The 17,430-nt window shown below is 70.3% G+C and carries 16 protein-coding genes; 12 read left to right on the top strand and 4 right to left on the bottom strand.

The features are described from left to right. Positions 1-4: 4 nt before the first annotated feature. From B378_RS0113550 to B378_RS0113535, 4 genes are all read left to right on the top strand, one after another. Complete coding sequence (locus tag B378_RS0113550; RefSeq protein ID WP_017344314.1) at positions 5-565, top strand: class I SAM-dependent methyltransferase; 561 nt, start codon at positions 5-7, stop codon at positions 563-565. 118 nt (positions 566-683) lie between these two features. Continuing rightward, positions 684-1,787, top strand: coding sequence for a DoxX family protein (locus B378_RS0113545; protein WP_017344313.1), 1,104 nt, complete (start codon positions 684-686; stop codon positions 1,785-1,787). A gap of 84 nt (positions 1,788-1,871) precedes the next feature. Then, positions 1,872-3,158, top strand: coding sequence for a hypothetical protein (locus tag B378_RS0113540; RefSeq protein ID WP_017344312.1), 1,287 nt, complete (start codon positions 1,872-1,874; stop codon positions 3,156-3,158). 87 nt (positions 3,159-3,245) lie between these two features. After that, positions 3,246-3,980 carry a CPBP family intramembrane glutamic endopeptidase gene (locus B378_RS0113535; protein WP_017344311.1) on the top strand — a complete coding sequence of 245 codons (735 nt, stop codon included), beginning with the start codon at positions 3,246-3,248 and terminating at the stop codon, positions 3,978-3,980. 49 nt (positions 3,981-4,029) lie between these two features. On the opposite strand, the gene B378_RS0113530 is transcribed toward B378_RS0113535, so the two are convergent. After that, positions 4,030-4,902 (bottom strand): mechanosensitive ion channel family protein, encoded by an 873-nt coding sequence (locus B378_RS0113530; protein ID WP_017344310.1) that lies wholly within the window; start codon positions 4,900-4,902, stop codon positions 4,030-4,032. Between the two features lie 377 nt (positions 4,903-5,279). Here B378_RS0113530 and B378_RS0113525 point away from each other — a divergent pair, with 377 nt between their 5' ends. The 6 genes from B378_RS0113525 (at position 5,280) to B378_RS0113500 (ending at position 11,867) form a co-directional block, all read left to right on the top strand. Beyond that, positions 5,280-6,428, top strand: coding sequence for a PstS family phosphate ABC transporter substrate-binding protein (locus B378_RS0113525; protein WP_017344309.1), 1,149 nt, complete (start codon positions 5,280-5,282; stop codon positions 6,426-6,428). Positions 6,429-6,587: 159 nt separating this feature from the next. Further along, positions 6,588-7,700 carry a phosphate ABC transporter permease subunit PstC gene (gene pstC, locus B378_RS0113520; protein ID WP_017344308.1) on the top strand — a complete coding sequence of 371 codons (1,113 nt, stop codon included), beginning with the start codon at positions 6,588-6,590 and terminating at the stop codon, positions 7,698-7,700. Further along, positions 7,697-9,256 carry a phosphate ABC transporter permease PstA gene (pstA, locus tag B378_RS0113515; RefSeq protein ID WP_017344307.1) on the top strand — a complete coding sequence of 520 codons (1,560 nt, stop codon included), beginning with the start codon at positions 7,697-7,699 and terminating at the stop codon, positions 9,254-9,256. The genes pstC and pstA overlap by 4 nt, the downstream gene beginning before the upstream one ends. Beyond that, positions 9,249-10,145 (top strand): phosphate ABC transporter ATP-binding protein PstB, encoded by an 897-nt coding sequence (gene pstB / locus B378_RS0113510; RefSeq protein WP_017344306.1) that lies wholly within the window; start codon positions 9,249-9,251, stop codon positions 10,143-10,145. The genes pstA and pstB overlap by 8 nt, the downstream gene beginning before the upstream one ends. Before the next feature lie 5 nt (positions 10,146-10,150). Continuing rightward, the gene (gene phoU / locus B378_RS0113505; protein ID WP_026046297.1) at positions 10,151-10,834 is read left to right on the top strand and encodes a phosphate signaling complex protein PhoU; all 684 of its coding nucleotides are present in this window, start codon (positions 10,151-10,153) and stop codon (positions 10,832-10,834) included. A 4-nt stretch (positions 10,835-10,838) separates the two neighbouring features. Then, the gene (locus B378_RS0113500) at positions 10,839-11,867 is read left to right on the top strand and encodes an AbrB/MazE/SpoVT family DNA-binding domain-containing protein (protein ID WP_017344304.1); all 1,029 of its coding nucleotides are present in this window, start codon (positions 10,839-10,841) and stop codon (positions 11,865-11,867) included. 64 nt (positions 11,868-11,931) lie between these two features. Here the strand turns inward: B378_RS0113500 and B378_RS0113495 are convergent, their stop codons facing one another. Then, on the bottom strand, positions 11,932-13,227 hold the full coding sequence (locus tag B378_RS0113495; RefSeq protein WP_017344303.1) for a DNA double-strand break repair nuclease NurA: 1,296 nt from the start codon (positions 13,225-13,227) through the stop codon (positions 11,932-11,934). A gap of 291 nt (positions 13,228-13,518) precedes the next feature. Here B378_RS0113495 and B378_RS0113490 point away from each other — a divergent pair, with 291 nt between their 5' ends. Beyond that, positions 13,519-15,426 carry a methyl-accepting chemotaxis protein gene (locus tag B378_RS0113490; protein WP_017344301.1) on the top strand — a complete coding sequence of 636 codons (1,908 nt, stop codon included), beginning with the start codon at positions 13,519-13,521 and terminating at the stop codon, positions 15,424-15,426. Positions 15,427-15,482: 56 nt separating this feature from the next. Here the strand turns inward: B378_RS0113490 and B378_RS0113485 are convergent, their stop codons facing one another. Beyond that, the gene (locus B378_RS0113485) at positions 15,483-15,890 is read right to left on the bottom strand and encodes a hypothetical protein (protein ID WP_017344300.1); all 408 of its coding nucleotides are present in this window, start codon (positions 15,888-15,890) and stop codon (positions 15,483-15,485) included. Position 15,891: 1 nt separating this feature from the next. Continuing rightward, positions 15,892-16,419: a DUF2240 family protein gene (locus B378_RS0113480; protein ID WP_017344299.1), complete on the bottom strand. Its 528-nt coding sequence runs from the start codon at positions 16,417-16,419 to the stop codon at positions 15,892-15,894. Between the two features lie 120 nt (positions 16,420-16,539). Here B378_RS0113480 and B378_RS0113475 point away from each other — a divergent pair, with 120 nt between their 5' ends. After that, complete coding sequence (locus tag B378_RS0113475; RefSeq protein ID WP_017344298.1) at positions 16,540-17,424, top strand: aldo/keto reductase; 885 nt, start codon at positions 16,540-16,542, stop codon at positions 17,422-17,424. Positions 17,425-17,430: the final 6 nt, after the last annotated feature.

Genomic DNA, 17,430 nt, shown 5'->3' with positions numbered 1-17,430 from the left:
GGGCATGGGATTCCACACGTTCGACGCCGAGGGCGCTGACCGCTTGGAGCGACCGGCGGTGCGGTATCGCTGGGTGTCCGCCGAGGAGCTGATCGGTCCGTTCGCGGCGGACGCGTTCGGCGTCCTCGCGGACCTGGGAAGCGGCACCGGCTTCTACACCGACGACGTCGCCGAGCACGCCGAGACCGTCTACGGCGTCGACGTCCAGTCCGAGATGCACGAGTACTACCGCGAGAAGGGCGTCCCCGACAACGTCGACCTCGTCGCGAGCGACGTGTCGGACCTCCCGTTCGCGGACGGCGAGCTCGACGGCGCGTTCTCGACGATGACGTACCACGAGTTCGGCAGCCCGGAAGCGATCGAGGAGGTCGCCCGCGTCCTCCGCTCGGACGGGCGGTTCGTCGTCTTCGACTGGTCGGCCGACGGCGACGGCGAGCACGGCCCGCCTGTCGACGAGCGCTTTTCGGTGAGCGACGCGCGCGACGCGCTCGCCGAGGCCGGGTTCGACGTCGAGCGCGCCGAGACGCGGACCGAGACCTTCGCGCTCGTCTCGCGGGCGCCGTAGGCGACGGCTCCCGACGGGGGTATCGAGCGACCCGAAGCGGCGCAAACCCGCCCCACAGGGTCCGATTCGAACGTTCGTGAAGAAATACCGTTAGGTGCGTTCGGCGCGTAAGCGAGGTATGTCCGTTCGCCACCGATCGGTCGCCGTCGCCGCGCTCGCGCTGCTCGCGACGCTCGCCGCGCGGCCGGTCGCGGCCCACGTCGACTACGTCACCGAGGACTCGGGCGATCCCCTCGACGCGGTCGCGTTCGTCGCCGAGGTGCTCTCCGACCCGTTCAACGCGGCGCTGTTCGCGGGCTCCGGCCTCCTCGCCGCCGCCGGGGTCGCGGCGTATCTCTGGGTGCGCCCGACCGTCGTCGACGTCGTCGTCCTCCGCGAGAAGCTCGCCGGCTACGGCGACCTCGTCCCGTGGATGCTGCGGCTCGCCGTCGGACTCCCCCTCGTCGGCGCCGGCTTCCAGGGGTACCTGTTCGCGCCGACCCTCTCGTTCGACGTCGGGGCGAGCCCGCTGCTCCGCGTGCTCTTCATCGGGCTCGGCTTCTTCACCCTCTTCGGGCTCGCGACGCGGATCACCGCCGCGGCCGGCCTGCTGACGTACGCGTGGGTGCTCGTCGCCGGCGACCCCCTCGTCGTCCTCGCGGTGGAGTACGTCCCGGTGTTCCTCGCGCTGCTGATACTCGGCGGCGGTCGGCCGAGCGCCGACGACATGCTGCTGGCGGTGGCGAGCACGCCGGGGTCGTACTACGGCCGGATCGACCCCGTCCACCACCTGAAGTCGTTCCTCGACGAGGCGACCACCCCGCTGCGGCGCTATGTTCCGACGGTGCTCCGGGTCGGAATGGGCGTCTCGTTCGTCTACCTCGGGCTGATCCAGAAGCTCGCCGACCCCGGCAGCGCGCTGCTCGTCGTCGAGAAGTACGACCTCACGTCGGTCGTCCCCGTCGACCCGGGGCTGTGGGTCGTCGGCGCCGGCGTGACCGAGGTCGCCGTGGGGCTCGCGCTGATCGCGGGGTTCTTCACCCGCGGCGCGGCCGCGCTCTCGTTCGTGCTGTTCACGACGACGCTGTTCGGGCTCCCCGACGACCCCGTCCTCGCCCACGTCGCGCTGTTCGGTCTCGCCTCCGCCGTCTTCACGCTCGGCTCCGGGCCGCTCTCGTTCGACCGGTGGTTCGGTCGCCCCGCGCTCGACGACGGCGAGGAGCCGGTCGCGGCGGCCGACTGACGGTCGGGTCGACGCGTCCCCGCCGCGGGGCGGCGCTCGGCCCGGCCGGCGGTTTTTAAGTCGCTCTCGCGCGGTGAGGGAGGTATGCGAGTGGACCTCGGAAACGCCTTGGAGACGACCCCCGGGCTCACGACGGAAACGCTGGACAGACTCGACGACCGCGTCGCGGCCGCGCACGAGCGGATCGCGGGCGGGATGGCCGACGACGAGTTCGGGTACGCCGCCCTGAACCTGCCGGAGGCCGCCGACCCGGACGCGATCTACGCCGCGGTCGACGGGTTCGACCGCCCCGAGGCGGTGCTGACGGTCGGCATCGGCGGGAGCGCGCTCGGCGCGGCGACGCTGTCGAACGCCCTGTCGAGCGACGTGGACGCGTACGTTCTCGACAACGTCGACCCCGACGACACGCGGGCGCTGCTCGCCGACCTCCCGCTCGACGACACCGTCGTCAACGTCGTCTCGAAGTCGGGGACGACCGCCGAGACGCTCGCGAACTTCCTCGTCGTGCGCGAGGCGATGGCCGACGCGGGCGTCGACTGGACCGAGCGCACGCTCGTCACGACGGGCGAGGCGGGGAACCTCCGACAGCTGGCGGACCGCCACGACCTCCCGTCGCTGCCGGTCCCGGACGGGGTTCCCGGGCGGTTCTCGGCGCTGTCGACGGTCGGGCTCGCGGTCGCGGCCCTTCAGGGCCACGACGTCGAGGCCGTCCTCGCGGGCGGCCGCGACGGAATGGAGTCGCTCGCGGGGTCGCTGTACGAATCACCCGCGTACGCCTACGGCGCGGCGACGTACGCGCTCGCGGAGCGCGGCGCGCGCACCAACGCCGTGATGCCGTACGCCGAGTCGCTGGAGACGTTCGCGGAGTGGTTCGCCCAGCTGTGGGCCGAGAGCCTCGGGAAGGACGGGCTCGGGCAGACGCCGGCGCGCGCGCTCGGCGCGACCGACCAGCACTCCCAGCTCCAGTTATACCGCGCCGGCCCGCCGGACAAGCTGGTGACGCTCGTGCGACCGACCGAGCGTGCCGACGTGGGGATCCCAGAGACCGAGCTGGACGGACTCGCGTACCTCGGCGGGTCGTCGCTCGGCGGCCTGCTCGACGCCGAGTTCGAGGCGACCGAGGCGAGCCTCGCGGCCGCGGACGTCCCCAACGTGCGCGTCGAGATCGACCGCGTCGACGAGCGGGCGCTCGGCGAGCTGCTCTATGGCATGGAGGCGGCCTGCGTCCTCTACGGCGAGCTCGCGAGCGTCTCGACGTTCACGCAGCCCGCGGTCGAGTGGGGGAAGAAGGCCGCACGCGGGCTGCTCGGCGGCGGAGACTTCGCCGAGGCCGAGGCGGTCGACGAGAAGCGCGAGCTGCGGATCGAGTGAGCGGCGGGCTCGGCGTCCGGCTCGAACGCGCGCGACGCCGAGTCGACATCCGGTGCGTCTAAGCCTCGGGGCGCCGTACGACCCCCAATGAGCGACGACGCACCTGGCTCGGCGGTCGCCGAGCGAGTGCTCCGGGTCGCGAGCGCGCTGTTCGCGATCGTGTTCGCGCTCCTCGTCGCGAGCGCGATCACCGTCCCGGCAGCGGACCTGGCGGTCTCGATCGGGCTGGTCACGGAGGGGTCGACCGGCTACCAACTGCTCCGGACGGTGCTCCAGTTCGGCGGGTTCGCGGTCGCGGTCGCGGGGTACCTCGCGATCACGGGCGAGTGGGAGCTCGCCCGCGTTTCCCGACCCGACGCGCGCCAGGCGGCGATAGTCGTCGGCGGCGGGGCCGTCCTCTTCGCGTTCCAGTACGGGGCGCTGTTCGCGCTCGATCAGGTCGGGCTCTCGACCGGCCAGAACCAGGCGGTCGTCCCCGCGGGCGACCCGGTCACCTACTACCTCGCGATGATCGCGGTGTCGCTCGCGGTGGTCGGACCCGTAGAGGAGCTGCTGTTCCGCGGCGTCGTCCAGGGCGGCGTCCGGCGCGCGTTCGACGCGGTCCCCGCGGTGCTTATCGCGAGCCTCGCGTTCGGACTGATCCACCTCCCCTCCGTCTCCGGCACCCCGGTCGAGCGGTGGGCGTACGTCGGCGTCGTCGTCGTGCTCGGGTCGGTCCTCGGCGCGCTCTACGAGTGGACGGACAACGTCGTGGTCCCGGGACTGGCGCACGGCGTGTACAACGCCACCATCTACGTGGTGCTGCTCGCGCAGGCGCTCTGAGGGGCCGGAGCGGCGGGGACCGAGGTCACCGGTTCGCCCTCGGCGCTGATCACCCGCCGGCCGAGCGCTCCGTGACGGCGAGTTCGCCCGAGAGCGACTGCGCCGACGGGGGCGCGATCGCGATTCCCTCCTCGTCGAACCGACGCTTCACCTCGCGGCGGAAGTCGGACCGGAGGGTCGCCACGTCCCTGTCTCCGGGGTCGTCGACCCACAGCTCCGCCTGGACCGTGATCGCGTTCTCGCCGAGGTCGAGGACGCGCGCGTTCGGCGCCGGGTCGTCAAGGACCGCTCCCGTGTCGGTCGCGACCGAGCGGAGCGTCATGAGCGCCCGCTCGACGTCCTCGTCGTAGGCGACGTACACCGTCTCCGTGATCCGGTAAGTGTCCCGGCCGTACGGGCGGGTGAGCGCGTTGCTCGTGAGTTCGGTGTTCGGCACCGATATCGTCTCGTTGTCCGGGGTCCGGACCCGCGTCACGCGGAAGTCGACGGCCTCGACGGTCCCCTCTCCGCCGGGCCACGCGATCCAGTCGCCGACGTTGAAGTCGGGGTCGGCCACGAGGAAGATCCCGCTGATGAGCGACCCGAACACCTGCTGGCCGGCGATGCCGAAGACGAAGGTGATCGCCGCGATGACGATCGCCGAGTCGGTGAGGACGGCCCCATAGCCGGCGGCTATCACGCCCGTCAGCGTCGCAAACCCGATCAGCGCCACTCGGACGTACGTCCTGACCGCCGTCTCGATCGTCGGGTTGTTGCGGTTCCGCGCCCGCACGACGCGGACGACGAACGGCACGACGACGACCTGTCCGAGGACGTAGACGGCCGCGAGCGCGACGAGAAACCAGAACAGCTCCGAGAGCACGCGGTCGTACGCCGACACCAGTTCTGTCGCCCACCTTGGCAGCGCCGTCAGCCGGATCATACGGTCGCGTCGCGTCGCTCCGATAAAAATCCCGGACCGCACGGGAGCCGAGCCGACCGCTCAGTACCCGTCTTTCCCCCAGCGCAGGTCGTCGTACGTCGCCTGCTGGTCGCTGCCGAGGCGCTTTCGAACTTCCGACCGAGCGCCGCCATCTCCGGGACCGAGCCTTCTCCGGGACCGAGATTTGATCCAGTTCGCAACCATACCGCTCGAACGCACTCTCGAGCGCGAACTGAGGACCGAAGACAGAGGAAAATATATATCGAGTAAATAGAGGTATGTGACCTCCGTACTGGTCAGAGTAGTCCGGTGGTATCAGTCCGGTCTCGTACCCCTATTATAAACGGCTTTTATGTGGCTTCCCGAGCGTCCACGTGATGACGCAGGACGGAGAGCGTCTGGCGGACTTAGTATCGCGTCGTAAGATTCTCGTCACGACCGGAGCCGTGGGAGCGGCCGGCCTCGCGGGCTGTTCGGGCGGGAGCGACGGCGGCGACGGTAGCGACGGTAGCGACGGAAGCGACGGTAGCGACGGCGGCGACGGCGGCGACGGCGGCGACGGCGAGGACGAGAGCGCAGACACCTCGCCCCTGACCGCGGACGGCTCTTCGACCGTGTACCCGATCACGAGCCTCGCGGGGTCGCTCTGGAACGGGAACGCGCCCGCCTCCGACGAGGAGTACTGGGGCCCCGGGCAGTACGGCATCGACACGGACCAGAACATGGCCGACTACTGGGCGGGCCTCTACGGCTTCGAACCCAGCGGCGAGGAGGGGACGCCCCCGTTCTTCACGAGTATCGGCCTCAACCACACCGGCGTCGGGCTGGAGAAGCTCGAGCGCGGCCAGGTCGACATCGGTGACGCGTCCGCGCCCGTCAGCGCGGAGTTCCCGGATCGGAGCGAGGAGGAACTCGAACCGTTCACGGACCACGTCGTCGCGGTCGACGCTCAGCCGATCGTCGTCAGCCGAGAGATCTACGACGCGGGCGTCACTGAGCTCACCCTCGAAGACGTTCAGGACATCTACCGGGGAGACGTCACCAACTGGTCGGAGCTCGGCGGTCCCGACCGCGAGATCAACGCCGTCGGCCGCGCCGAGGGCTCGGGGACCGACACCTCGTTCCGCGTCAACGTCCTCGGCGACCCGGACGCGTCGATGGGCGGCGTCGACGTCCGTCAGGGGCAGAACCAGCAGGTCGCCTCGACGGTCGACAACACTGACAACTCCATCGCGTACATCGCGCTGGCGTTCCTCGAGCCCGACGGCGGCGTGCCGCCGGTCGCGCTCACCATCGAGGGCACCACGTACCGCTACGGCGAGAACCTCGGCACGCTCGATTACCCGCTCTCGCGCGCGCTCCACTGTTACACCTGGGACGGCACCTCCAACAAGGAGGCGGCGTTCATCCGGATGATCCTCAGCGAGTACGGACAGGAGATGTTCGTCGAGCCGAACGACTACCTCCCCCTCGAGGACGAGTTCCGTCAGGAGCAGATCGACGCGCTGCCGGAACCGTCGGCGTAACGCCGAGGGCTCGCGGTGCGCCGTTCTTCGGCGCGCCGGTCTCCGGAGATTCCGCGCCGACGTCCGGCCGACGCGGCGACCCATCTTTCGGGCCACGAGAAGGCCATTCATGTTTCAGTATACGAACGAGCCGTTCACCGATTCACCACACACGCACGAATGAAACTCAGTAACACTAGCATCGCCGGCTTCGAGGGACGAAGCGTCACGGACGCGGACCGTGGGGTCCTCCTCACCGGTCTCGTAGGCGGGGCGTGTCTCCTCGTCGCGTTCGGGCTCTTCCTCTCGAACTCGACGCTGACCGTCGTCCCTGTCTCGGGCTTTCTCGCCGCGACGGCGTACGGGTGGTTCAACCACCAGGCGGCCACGGTCAAGTCGGTGACCTTCCTCGCGACGGTCGCGACGACGGTCATCTTGGGGCTCATCTCGATCTTCCTGATCGCGCGCTCGATACCCGTGTTTCAGCACATGGGGATACGGATCTTCGGGCTCACCGAGCCGGTCCGCGTGTTCGGAGTCACCCTCATCCCCGGCGTCGGAGAGCTCTGGAGCACGAGCGGGGACGTCTACTCGCTGACCCCGATGATCTGGGGCACGCTGATGACGACCGTCATCGCGATGCTCGTCGCCGGCCCGCTCGGCGTCGCGGGCGCGGTCTTCATCGCGGAGATCGCCCCGCCGACCGTGCGCGAATCGGTGAAGCCCGGCATCGAGATACTCGCCGGCATCCCCTCGATCGTGTACGGGTGGCTCGGATTCGTCCTTATCTCGCCGTTCGTCTACGACCACCTCGGCACGCCTGGCCTCGGAAACATGGCCATCGTCGGCGTCGTCATCGGGCTGATGGCGCTGCCGACGGTCGTCTCCGTGGCCGAAGACGCGCTGACGAGCGTCCCCAACTCGATGAAGGACGGCTCGCTGGCGCTCGGCGCGACCGACTGGCAGACGATCAAGGGGATCACGATGCCGGCATCGTTCTCGGGCGTCTCGGCGGCGGTCCTGCTCGGCGTGGGACGCGCCGTCGGCGAGACGATGGCCGCGACCGTGATCCTCTCGAACGTGGTCCAGCTGCCCGAGCCGCTGTACAACGTCTTCGGGAACACCATCTCGCTGACCAGCCTCATCGCGAGCCAGTACGGTAACGCCGACGGGATGCACATGCAGGCGCTGTTCGCGGCCGGCGTGGTGCTTTTCGTCTCCGTGATGTTCCTCAGCATCGTCTCGCAGGCGGTCGAATCGCGAATGAAACGGAAACTGGAGGGCCAAGCGTGAGCACCGTCACCAACCGCTCGCTTCGAAGCGACCAAGGCGACGGCTTCGTCCGTCTGACCGACAGCGTCGTCGGCGTCGGTATGACCGTCATCGGCCTGTCGGCCCTCGCCATCGCCCGCGTGATCACCGGCGACACCGCCGCCTTCGGACTCAATGCGTTCGAGTGGGTCGCGCTCGCGCTCGCCGCGGCGGGTCTGACGGTCGTCGGCCTCGGCGTCGGCTCGTTCCTCGGGACCTTCGAGACGACCCCGGAGGAGCGCGGGACCGTCGGTCCGGCGCTCGGATTCGGCGGGATCGCGCTCGCTGCGGGAGGCCTGACGGCGTCCCAGACGCTCGGGCTCCCGCTTGTCGTCTCCCTACCGGCCGCGCTGGTCGCGGGGCTGGCCGTCGGCGGCTTCGTCACGCTCGCCCGCGAGGACCTCGGGACGACGCTCCCCGCGGGCGGACTCGCGCTGCTCGTCGGCGCGCTCGTCCTCGCCGACGTCGTTACCGCCGGCTGGACGTGGGCGCCAGAGGGGTTCTCAGTCACGTTCCCCGGCTACATGGTCATCCCGGTGCTCGCTGGGGTGGCGTCGCTCGTCGCCTGCTGGGCGGCGGTGTCGGCCCGGAGCGGATTCGGCGCCGCGGGCCGGCAGTCGGCGGCGTACTTCCTCGTCGGGCTCAACGCGATCGGGATGCTCGTCGTCCTGGCGACGCTGATCCTCTTCATCGGCGTGAAGGGGTTCGGCCGGGCGACGCAGGGGATCGTCTTCGACCCGCTCGCCTTCGAGTTCCGCTGGCCGTTCGTCATGGACGGGTACAACTTCCGGCCGGACGTGGCGAACGGCGTCTTCCCCGCCGTCGTCGGGACGGTGTGGCTCGTGATCGGCGCCGTCCTCGTCGGCGTCCCGCTGGCCGTCGGCGCGGCCGTCTTCCTCTCCGAGTACGCTGAGCGCGGCCGGTTCACGCAGCTGGTCGAGGTCGCGACGAACGGCCTCTGGAGCACGCCGAGCGTCGTCTTCGGCCTGTTCGGTTACGCGTTCCTCGTCCCCCGGTTCGGCAACACCACGTCGCTGCTCTCGGGGATGTTAGTGCTCGGGTTCATGCTTCTCCCGCTGGTGACGATCACCAGTCGGGAGGCCATCAAGGCCGTCCCCGACGAGTACCGCGACGCAAGCGCCGCGCTCGGGGTGAGCCAGTGGGAGACGATCCGAAGCGTCGTCGTCCCGACGGCGCTCCCGGGCATCGTCACCGGCGTCATCCTCGGGGTCGGTCGGATCGCGGGGGAGACGGCCCCGATCCTGCTCGTGATGGCGGGCGGGCTGCGCGACGACGCGCCGAGCGTGCTGGGTTCGTTCCAGTTCGTCGCGCGGCCGCCGTTCGTCGTCAACGACGCGCTCCTCCAGAGCGCGCCGGCGCTACCGTATCAGCTCTACGCGACGATCACGGCGGGCGTGAGCGGCAACGAGGAGTTCGGCTGGGCGACCGCGTTCGTCCTTCTGGCCGTCGTCTTGAGCTTCTACGCGATCGGCGTCGGCACTCGCATCTACTTCCGGCGGAGGTTACAGCATGAGTAAGGCTACGAGCGAATCCACGACGGCGGCGGAACAGACCACCACCGGGGAGACCGACGAGCGCGTCGACCCCGAGTGGTCGAACTACCAGTTCAGCGGCGCGCCGAAGATGGCGGTCGAGGACCTCGACGTGTACTACGGCAGCGACCACGCGCTCGACGGGATCTCGATGGAGATCCCCGAGCGCAGCGTGACGGCGCTCATCGGCCCGTCGGGCTGCGGGAAGTCCACGTTCCTGCGCTCGCTCAACCGCATGAACGACCGCATCCGGAGCGCGCGCGTCGAGGGGTCGGTCAGGCTCGACGGCGAGGAGGTGTACGCCGACGGCGTCGACCTCGTGGAGCTCCGGAAGCGGGTGGGGATGGTGTTCCAGAATCCCAACCCCTTCCCGAAGTCGATCCGTGACAACGTCTCCTACGGGCCACGGAAGCACGGCGACCTCGAAACGGGGCTTCTGGCCCGCGCGCTCGGCCGCGACGACACCGAGGAGCTCGACGACCTCGTCGAGCGGTCGCTCCGCCGGGCCGCCATCTGGGAGGAGGTGAACGACCGGCTCGACGACAACGCGCTCGGGCTGTCGGGCGGCCAGCAGCAGCGGCTCTGCATCGCGCGCTGTCTCGCGACCGACCCCGAGGTCATCCTGATGGACGAGCCGGCGTCGGCGCTCGACCCCATCGCCACCGCCAAGATCGAGGACCTGATCGACGAGCTCGCGGAGGAGTACACGGTGGTCATCGTCACGCACAACATGCAGCAGGCCGCGCGCATCTCCGAGCAGACGGCGGTGTTCCTCACCGGCGGCGAGCTCGTCGAGTACGACGAGACGGAGAAGATATTCGAGAACCCGGAGAGCCAGCGGGTCGAGGACTACGTCACCGGCAAGTTCGGGTGACCAGCGTGCCCAGAGACCGATACCGCACCGAGCTAGACGACCTCCGAGACAGGGTCGTCGCGCTCGGCGAGGCGGTCTTGGACCAGTTGGAGACGGGACTCGACGCCTTAGAGTCGGGCGACCCGGCGGTCGCCCGCGAGGTCATCGACGGCGACGACGCGATCAACGACGCGTACCTCTCCGTCGAGGCGGACTGTATCGACCTCTTCGCGCTCCAACAGCCCGTCGCGAGCGACCTGCGGTTCGTGGCCGCCTCGTTCAAGATCCTGACTGACCTCGAACGGATCGGCGACCTGGCGACGAACTTCGGACGGTACGCGCTCGCGGAGCCCGGCGAGTCGCCGCCGGCGGTCGACGCCGTGGCGATCGGCCGCGAGGCGCGCGACGCGGTCGAGGACGCGCTGACCGCCTACCGGACGCGAGACATCGAGCTGTGCCGCGAGATCCACGCCGGCGACGACCGGATCGACGCCCTGTGTCAGCGCGCGAGCGAACAGGTCGTCCGCGACCTCGTCGAGCGCGCGACGGGCGAGGTGGCGGACGACTCCTGGGGCGTCGAGCGCGTCCTCGACGACGTTTCCCGGCTGCTGCTCACGGTCCGCGACGTCGAGCGCGTCGGCGACCACGCCGTCAACGTCGCCGCGAGGACGGTGTACATGGTCGAACACGACGCCGAACTCCTCTACTGAGACGATGGAGACCCGAAAACTCCAGCGGGTCGGCGGCGGGACGTACACCGTCTCGGTCCCCAAGCGCTGGGCCGTCGAACGCGGTCTGGACGCCGGGACCGAGGTGCGCCTCTACGCGCACGCCGACGGCTCCATCGTCGTGCGGAGCTCCGAGCGGGACGGCGCGGCGTTGGAGGGCGTCGCGCTCGACGTCGACGGGGACGACGCGGCCCTCGTGCGACGGCTGCTTCGAGCGGCCTACGCGACCGGCTACGAGCGGGTGACCCTCACCCCCCGCGACTCGCTTGCCGACGGCCAGCTCCGCGCCGCGCGGGAGACGAACCGCGGGCTGGTCGGGACGGAGGTCGCCGCCGACACCGCCGACGAGTTCGCGCTCCACAGCGTGTTGGAGACCGCGGACGTGTCCGTTCGCCAGACGGTCGTCCAGCTCCGGTTCGTCGCTCGGTCGGCGCTCAGACAAGCCGCCGTCGCCTTCTGCGGAGACCGGGACGCGGACCTCGAACGACTCCGCGAGCGGGCGGCGGAGGCGGACCGGCTGTTCGAGATGGTCGCCCGCCACCTCAACCGTTCGCTCGTCTCGATGGCGGAACTCGACCGCCTCGGCGTGGACCGTCCGGCGCTCTTCGACTACTACGTAACCGCGAGGGAACTCACGGCCGTCGCCGACCTGAGCGTCACGGTCGCTGAGACCGCCGGGGACTCCTCGGCGGCGATCGGCGACCGGCTCGTCGCGGATCTCGAAGCGACGGTCGACGACGCCGAAGCGCTGGTGGCGGCGGCCGCCACGGCGGTCCTCGAAGGGGCAAGCGCGACGGACGCGCACGAGGTGCTGGCGGACCGCGACGAGGTGACCGCCGGGCTCGACAACCTCGAAGCGGCCGTCTTCGACGACTCGGACGCGTCTTTCGACGGAACGGCGGCCGACGCACGGGCGCTGACGCGGCTGCTTGACGCGCTCGGCCGGATCGCGGACCATTCGGCGGAGATCGGGACGGTGGCGATGCGGGCGGCGATGCGCCCGGACGCGGAGTGACGGTGGCGTCGGCGTCGGTCGCGCCGTCTCGCCCCGCCCTGCCCCGCGCCGTCTCGCCGGCGGTTCAGTACGTTTCTTTCCCCCAGCGCAGGTCGTCGTACGTCGCCTGCTGGTCGCTGCCGAGGCGCTCCTCGAACTTCCGGCGGAGCGCGGCCTTCTCGGTCGCGGAGATCCGCGCCAGCTCGTCGGCCTTCGAGACCGGCTCCGGCGGGCCGCGCGTCGCCGCCACCTCGGTGACCACCTGCCGGGTGAGCCGTTCGCGGGTCGCCGCGTCGCGGGTGAACGCGTACGGCGCCTCCAGCTTATACGTCACGTCGGTCCGCGGGTCGTAGACGACCATGAACGTGGGCTCGTACAGCTCCGGGTCGAGCTCGCGCTCGACGCCGAGCGCGTCGCCGTCGGCGGCCATCGGCGCGTCCGCGCCGCCGCGGCTGCGGAACCAGGTGGTGAACGTGAGGTCGTCGTCGAGGCGAGCGCCGCGGGCGGCCGCGGGGTCGTCACCGTCCGTTCCGACGGGTTCGGCGCCGTCACCCTGCTCCCGCCGCTCCAGCAGCCGCGTGAAAAGCGCCGTGTCGTCGGGCCACGGCGACTCGACGCCGGCGCGCGAGAGCGCCCGGACCGCGGCGCCGCTCGCGGGGTTCTTCACGAAGCCGGCCAGCGGCACGCCGCGCTCGGCGAACCGCTCGACGAGGCGGACGTACTTCTCGATCACCGCGCGGGGCTTCGCCTCGCGGGCGAGCGCGCCGAGCTCGGGGTCGCGGTCGGCCCAGGTGAAGAGCTCCTTCGGGTAGATGGGGCCGTCGAGGACGAGCAGCTCGTCGACCTCGTCGGCGCGGTCGAGCGCGTGGGTCCCCTCCGCGAGGTAGAGGGCGAGCGCGTGGACGACCCGCTCCGCGTAGCGGTTCACCCGCGGCACGTGGAGCACGCGCTGTTTGGTGTGCCCCTCGTCGCGGCGGGTCCACTCGCTGTCGAAGCCGGCAGTCGAGTCGCCCGCGTGGACGGTGGCGACGATGGTGCGGTCGCGGTGGAGGTCCAGATCCGTCGGCGAGCTCGCCATCGCCGCGTGCGCGACGTCGACGACGAGGCCGTTTTTAAATGTCGTCGGGTTGATCGTCCCCGAGTCGAGGCCGTGGACGGTCTCGAACGGGCGCTCGGCGAGCGCCACGTCGTCGATGGCGGCCCGGCGGCGCTCGTGGTCGCCGAGCGCCGCGATCACGACCCGCCCGTCGCGGCGCAGTTCGGGGAGCCACTCGCGCCACACGCGCTCGGCGAGGTCGTCGTGGTCCGTCGCGTCCACGTCGCCGCCGATGCCGTACGCGAGCTGGGCGATGTTCTCGACGTGGATCGGATCGAGCGTCACGACCGTACGGCGGTCCGGACGGATATAAAAGTCGTCGGCCGCGCGGTCGACGGCACCGTCGCGGCCCGGCGGCGACTCGATCCGTCGAGCTGAATCGAGGGACGGCCGATCGGGACCGCCGATCGACCGAACCAGTTCGGACTACGTCAATTTACCAGCAAAATGGGCCGAAAGAGGAGTCTCGTCAGCGAATGGCTCCAGTTTCTTAGCGTCGCTGCGCACGCTAAACGACGGTATCAGGGATAATAGTTGGAGGCGATGTGTTTTTAAAACATACGACAACCCACGGGTATGGCAGAGACTGCGACCGGGATAGATTCGGGCGGATCGGGCGGGCTGACCGGGAGCGTACGAGAGGTGATCCGGTACATCCCTGACGGCACTTCGATGCCGGAAGAGATGTGGGCGCCGCGCCACCGGAACATCCTGATCGCGACCGTGGTACAGGTGCCGCTGTTGATCGCGATGGGGCTGTACAGCGGGACCGAGTCGATCACCGGCGCGCAGATCCCGGCGACGCCGCCGTGGATGCTCGGCGGGTTCGTCGCCGTCATCCTCGCGACCGCCGCGCTGGCGAACTGGTCGGGGCTCGGGCGCCGCCAGCGGACGGTGCTCACGGCGTTCAGCCTCATGACCGTCTCGATGGCGATGGTGAAGCTGTCGGGCGGGTACATCGAGGCGCACTTCAGCTTCTTCGTGTTCATCGGGGTGCTCGCGCTGTACGAGGACTGGCTCCCGTTCGCCGTCGGCGTCGGGTACGTGGCGATCGGCCACGGCGCGTTCAGCCTCATCGACTCGAGCCTCGTCTACAACCACACCGCGGCGATCGAGAACCCGATCGTCTGGGGCGGGATTCACGCGGTGTTCGTCCTCGCGCTGGCGGGCGCGCTGATGGTCAACTGGTACTCGATCGAGAAGTCGCGCGAGGCGGCGCGCGAGCAGCTCGAACTGGCCGAGCGGAAGCAGTCGGAGATACAGGACGTCGAGGCGGCGAAGGCGGAGGTCGAACAGCGCCGCGAGGAGGTCGAGCGGCTGAACAGCCACCTCGAGACGAAGGCGGACGACTACAGCGCCGCGATGGACCGGGCGGCCGACGGCGACCTGACCGTCCGGCTCGACGCGGCAAGCGAGAGCGAGGCGATGGCCCAGATCGGCGAGGCGTTCAACGGGATGATGGACGACATCGACGAGGCGATGGGCGAGGTCCGGTCGTTCGCCCAGGAGGTGTCGACCGCGAGCGCGAACACGGTCGACGGCGTCGAGACCGCGGCCGACCGGAGCGAGGCCGTCAGCCAGTCCGTCACGGAGATCGCCGAGGGCGCCGACGAGCAGCGCGAGATGCTCCGGCAGGTGTCCGACGAGATGAACGACCTCTCGGCGACGATCGAGGAGGTCGCCTCCTCGACGGAGACGGTCGTCGAGGTCGCCGAGGGGACCGCCGACATCGCGGACGACGGCGAGGAGACCGCCGAGGCTGCCATCGAGCGCGTCGAGGAGTCCCGCGAGGCGCTCGACGACGCCGCCGAGACGGTCCAGCAGCTCGACGAGCGGATGGAGGACATCGGCGAGATCGTCGACCTCATCGGCGACATCGCCGAGCAGACCAACCTGCTCGCCCTGAACGCCAACATCGAGGCGGCCCGCGCGGGCGGGGGCGGCGGCGGGAGCGACGGGTTCGCGGTCGTCGCCGACGAGGTGAAACAGCTCGCCGAGGAGACCCAGGACGCGGCCACGGAGATCGAGGAGCTGATCGGCGCCACGCAGTCGCAGACCGAGGGGACCGTCGAGGCGGTCCGGAGCGCCGAGGAGAACATCGCCGTCGGCGCCGACGCCGTCGAGGACGCCGCGGACGCGTTCGCGCGGGTGTCGGACAACGCCGCCGAGGCCGGCGAGGGGATCCGCGAGATCAGCCGCGCCACCGACGACCAGGCCGCCAGCACGGAGGAGACCGTCTCGATGGCCGAGGAGGTCGCGGACATCAGTGGGTCGACCGCCGACGAGGCAGACGCGGTCGCCGAGGCCGCCGACGAGCAGCTGACCGCGATGAACGAGGCGACGACGGAGGCCGGCTCGCTCGCGGAGCAGGCCGAGCGGCTCGGCGCGCTCGTCCGCGAATTCGACGTCTCCGGCGACGACGTCGACCCGGGCGCCGCGCCCGGGCCGACCGTCGCGGTCGGCGACGGCGGACAGCCGGAGTAGTCGACGACTGCGCGGCGAGGACGCTTTTCTTTTCACCGGTCGGCGTCGGCCGTCGGCTACTCGGTATCCGACGCGTTTCCGACCGCTTCGAGGACCCCGAGCGCCCGCTTCACCTGCGCGCCGTCCTCGACGAACACCAGCGTGCGCGGCGGGTGGACCGCCTTCGGACGGGCGCGGAGGTCGACCTCCTTCGCCGCGTCCGCGGCCGCGTCCGGGGCGACGACCGCCTCGATCAGCGCGCGGTCCGGCTGGACGTACACCTCGACGAGGGCTTCGGTCGCGCTCTCGTCTGTTCCGGAGCCCTCGTCGGCGATCCGGTACGCCAGCGCGCCGTCGGCCGTCGGCTCGACGTCGCGATCGGCGTCGACGACCGCCAGCCCGCGGAGGTCGCTCTCGTTGCCGGTCACCTCGGAGGCGAGCAGTTCGGCGATCCGGACGCCGTCGGCGAGGCGGTCCGTGACCATCTCAGGCGGCCCCCGAGTCGTCGGCGTCGCTCGGTTCGGCCGTGTCGGTCCCGCCGGTCGCCGCGCCCCCGTCGTCGCCCGCCGCGGCGGCGAGTTCCTCGCGCACGTCGGCCGCCAAGCGGTCGACCGCGGCGCCCTGCTCGCGGGCGTAAAGGACCGCGGCTGCCTCGATGGTGACCGACAGGGCTCGCTGGCGCTCGTTGATCGCGGCGACCGCGCGCTGCTTCTCGACGCCCGCGGCCACGATGGCGTCGAGCGCGCTCTCGAAGGTGGACTGCTCGCGGAGCACCGACTCGTCCGGGGCGAACCCCTCCGGGACGGTCACCTCGGCCGGGTCGAACTGCGGGACTAAGTCGCCGTCCTCGGACGACAGCAGCCCGCGACCGACGGCGACGTCGACGAGGCGCTTCGCCTGGTCGGGCGAGAACCACTCCCGCTCTAACGACAGCGCGACGACGAACTCCCCTTCGCCGAGCCGGTCCTGGGCCCGGGTCTTGAACGGGGCGGCGACGGCGACCTCCAAACTCATGTGCGAATCGGGGGGCGCCGACGGCGGTAAACCTACCGGACCGCATCCCGCTTCAGGGCGGCCGCGACGTCCGGCTTACGCCCGGAAACCGTTATGTCGGGCCAGCGAGATGGCGCACGTATGGAGACCCGCCCGCTCGGCGACACCGGCCACGACAGCACCGTCATGACGTTCGGGGCGATCGCGCTCAACTGGCTCGAACAGGAAGGCGCGAACCAGCTGGTCGAACACGTCCTCGACTACGGGGTCAATCACTTCGACGTGGCCCCGACGTACGGCGACGCGGAGCTGAAGCTCGGCCCGAAGCTCCGCCAACACCGCGAGGAGATCTTTCTCGGCTGTAAGACCCAAGAGCGGACCTACGAGGGCGCGTGGCGCAAGCTCGACCGGTCGCTGAACCGCCTCGGCGTCGAGAAAATCGATCTGTATCAGGTCCACGGGCTCGAGTACGACGAGGAGTTGAACGAGATTACGGGCGACGACGGGGCGCTCACGGCGTTTCGCGAGGCCAAAGAGCAGGGGCTGATCGACCACATCGGCCTGACGAGCCACGGCGACCCGGGACTCATCCTCGACGCGCTCGACCGCATCGACGACCTCGAGTCGGTGATGTTCCCCCTGAACCCTGTCGTCGTCGGGAAGGACGACGACGAGTACGACTACGAGGCGGTCCTCGCCCGCGCCGACGAGAAGAACGTCGGTACGCTGGGGATCAAGGCGTTCGCCGGCGGCTCGTGGCCGCCGACCGACGAGCTTCCCGAGGCGGACCGACCGTTCGCGAACTGGTACCGGCCGGTCACCGCGCCCGACGAGATCCGCGAGCGGTTCGACTTCGCTGCCGCACAGGGGCTCACCAGCGTCATCAACGCCGGCGATCCGAAGCTTGTCACCATGATCCTCGAGGCCGCGGCCGACTACGACGGCATGGACGAGGCCGCTCAGCGGTCGGTGATCGAACGGGCGCGCCACGACGACAGCCCGGTTCCCGAACAGCTCCACCACTGAGAACGG

This window comes from Halorubrum sp. T3 (genome assembly GCF_000296615.1).
Lineage (GTDB): Archaea > Halobacteriota > Halobacteria > Halobacteriales > Haloferacaceae > Halorubrum > Halorubrum ruber.
This window is presented reverse-complemented; position numbering and strand designations above follow the sequence as displayed.

Excerpts from the sequence above, each read along its gene's own strand:
- B378_RS0113550 (WP_017344314.1), top strand. The coding sequence starts at position 5 with ATGGGATTCCACACGTTCGACGCCGAGGGCGCTGACCGCTTGGAGCGA.
- B378_RS0113545 (WP_017344313.1), top strand. The coding sequence starts at position 684 with ATGTCCGTTCGCCACCGATCGGTCGCCGTCGCCGCGCTCGCGCTGCTC.
- B378_RS0113540 (WP_017344312.1), top strand. The coding sequence starts at position 1,872 with ATGCGAGTGGACCTCGGAAACGCCTTGGAGACGACCCCCGGGCTCACG.
- B378_RS0113535 (WP_017344311.1), top strand. The coding sequence starts at position 3,246 with ATGAGCGACGACGCACCTGGCTCGGCGGTCGCCGAGCGAGTGCTCCGG.
- B378_RS0113530 (WP_017344310.1), bottom strand. The coding sequence starts at position 4,902 with ATGATCCGGCTGACGGCGCTGCCAAGGTGGGCGACAGAACTGGTGTCG.
- B378_RS0113525 (WP_017344309.1), top strand. The coding sequence starts at position 5,280 with ATGACGCAGGACGGAGAGCGTCTGGCGGACTTAGTATCGCGTCGTAAG.
- pstC (WP_017344308.1), top strand. The coding sequence starts at position 6,588 with ATGAAACTCAGTAACACTAGCATCGCCGGCTTCGAGGGACGAAGCGTC.
- pstB (WP_017344306.1), top strand. The coding sequence starts at position 9,249 with ATGAGTAAGGCTACGAGCGAATCCACGACGGCGGCGGAACAGACCACC.
- B378_RS0113500 (WP_017344304.1), top strand. The coding sequence starts at position 10,839 with ATGGAGACCCGAAAACTCCAGCGGGTCGGCGGCGGGACGTACACCGTC.
- B378_RS0113490 (WP_017344301.1), top strand. The coding sequence starts at position 13,519 with ATGGCAGAGACTGCGACCGGGATAGATTCGGGCGGATCGGGCGGGCTG.
- B378_RS0113485 (WP_017344300.1), bottom strand. The coding sequence starts at position 15,890 with ATGGTCACGGACCGCCTCGCCGACGGCGTCCGGATCGCCGAACTGCTC.
- B378_RS0113480 (WP_017344299.1), bottom strand. The coding sequence starts at position 16,419 with ATGAGTTTGGAGGTCGCCGTCGCCGCCCCGTTCAAGACCCGGGCCCAG.
- B378_RS0113475 (WP_017344298.1), top strand. The coding sequence starts at position 16,540 with ATGGAGACCCGCCCGCTCGGCGACACCGGCCACGACAGCACCGTCATG.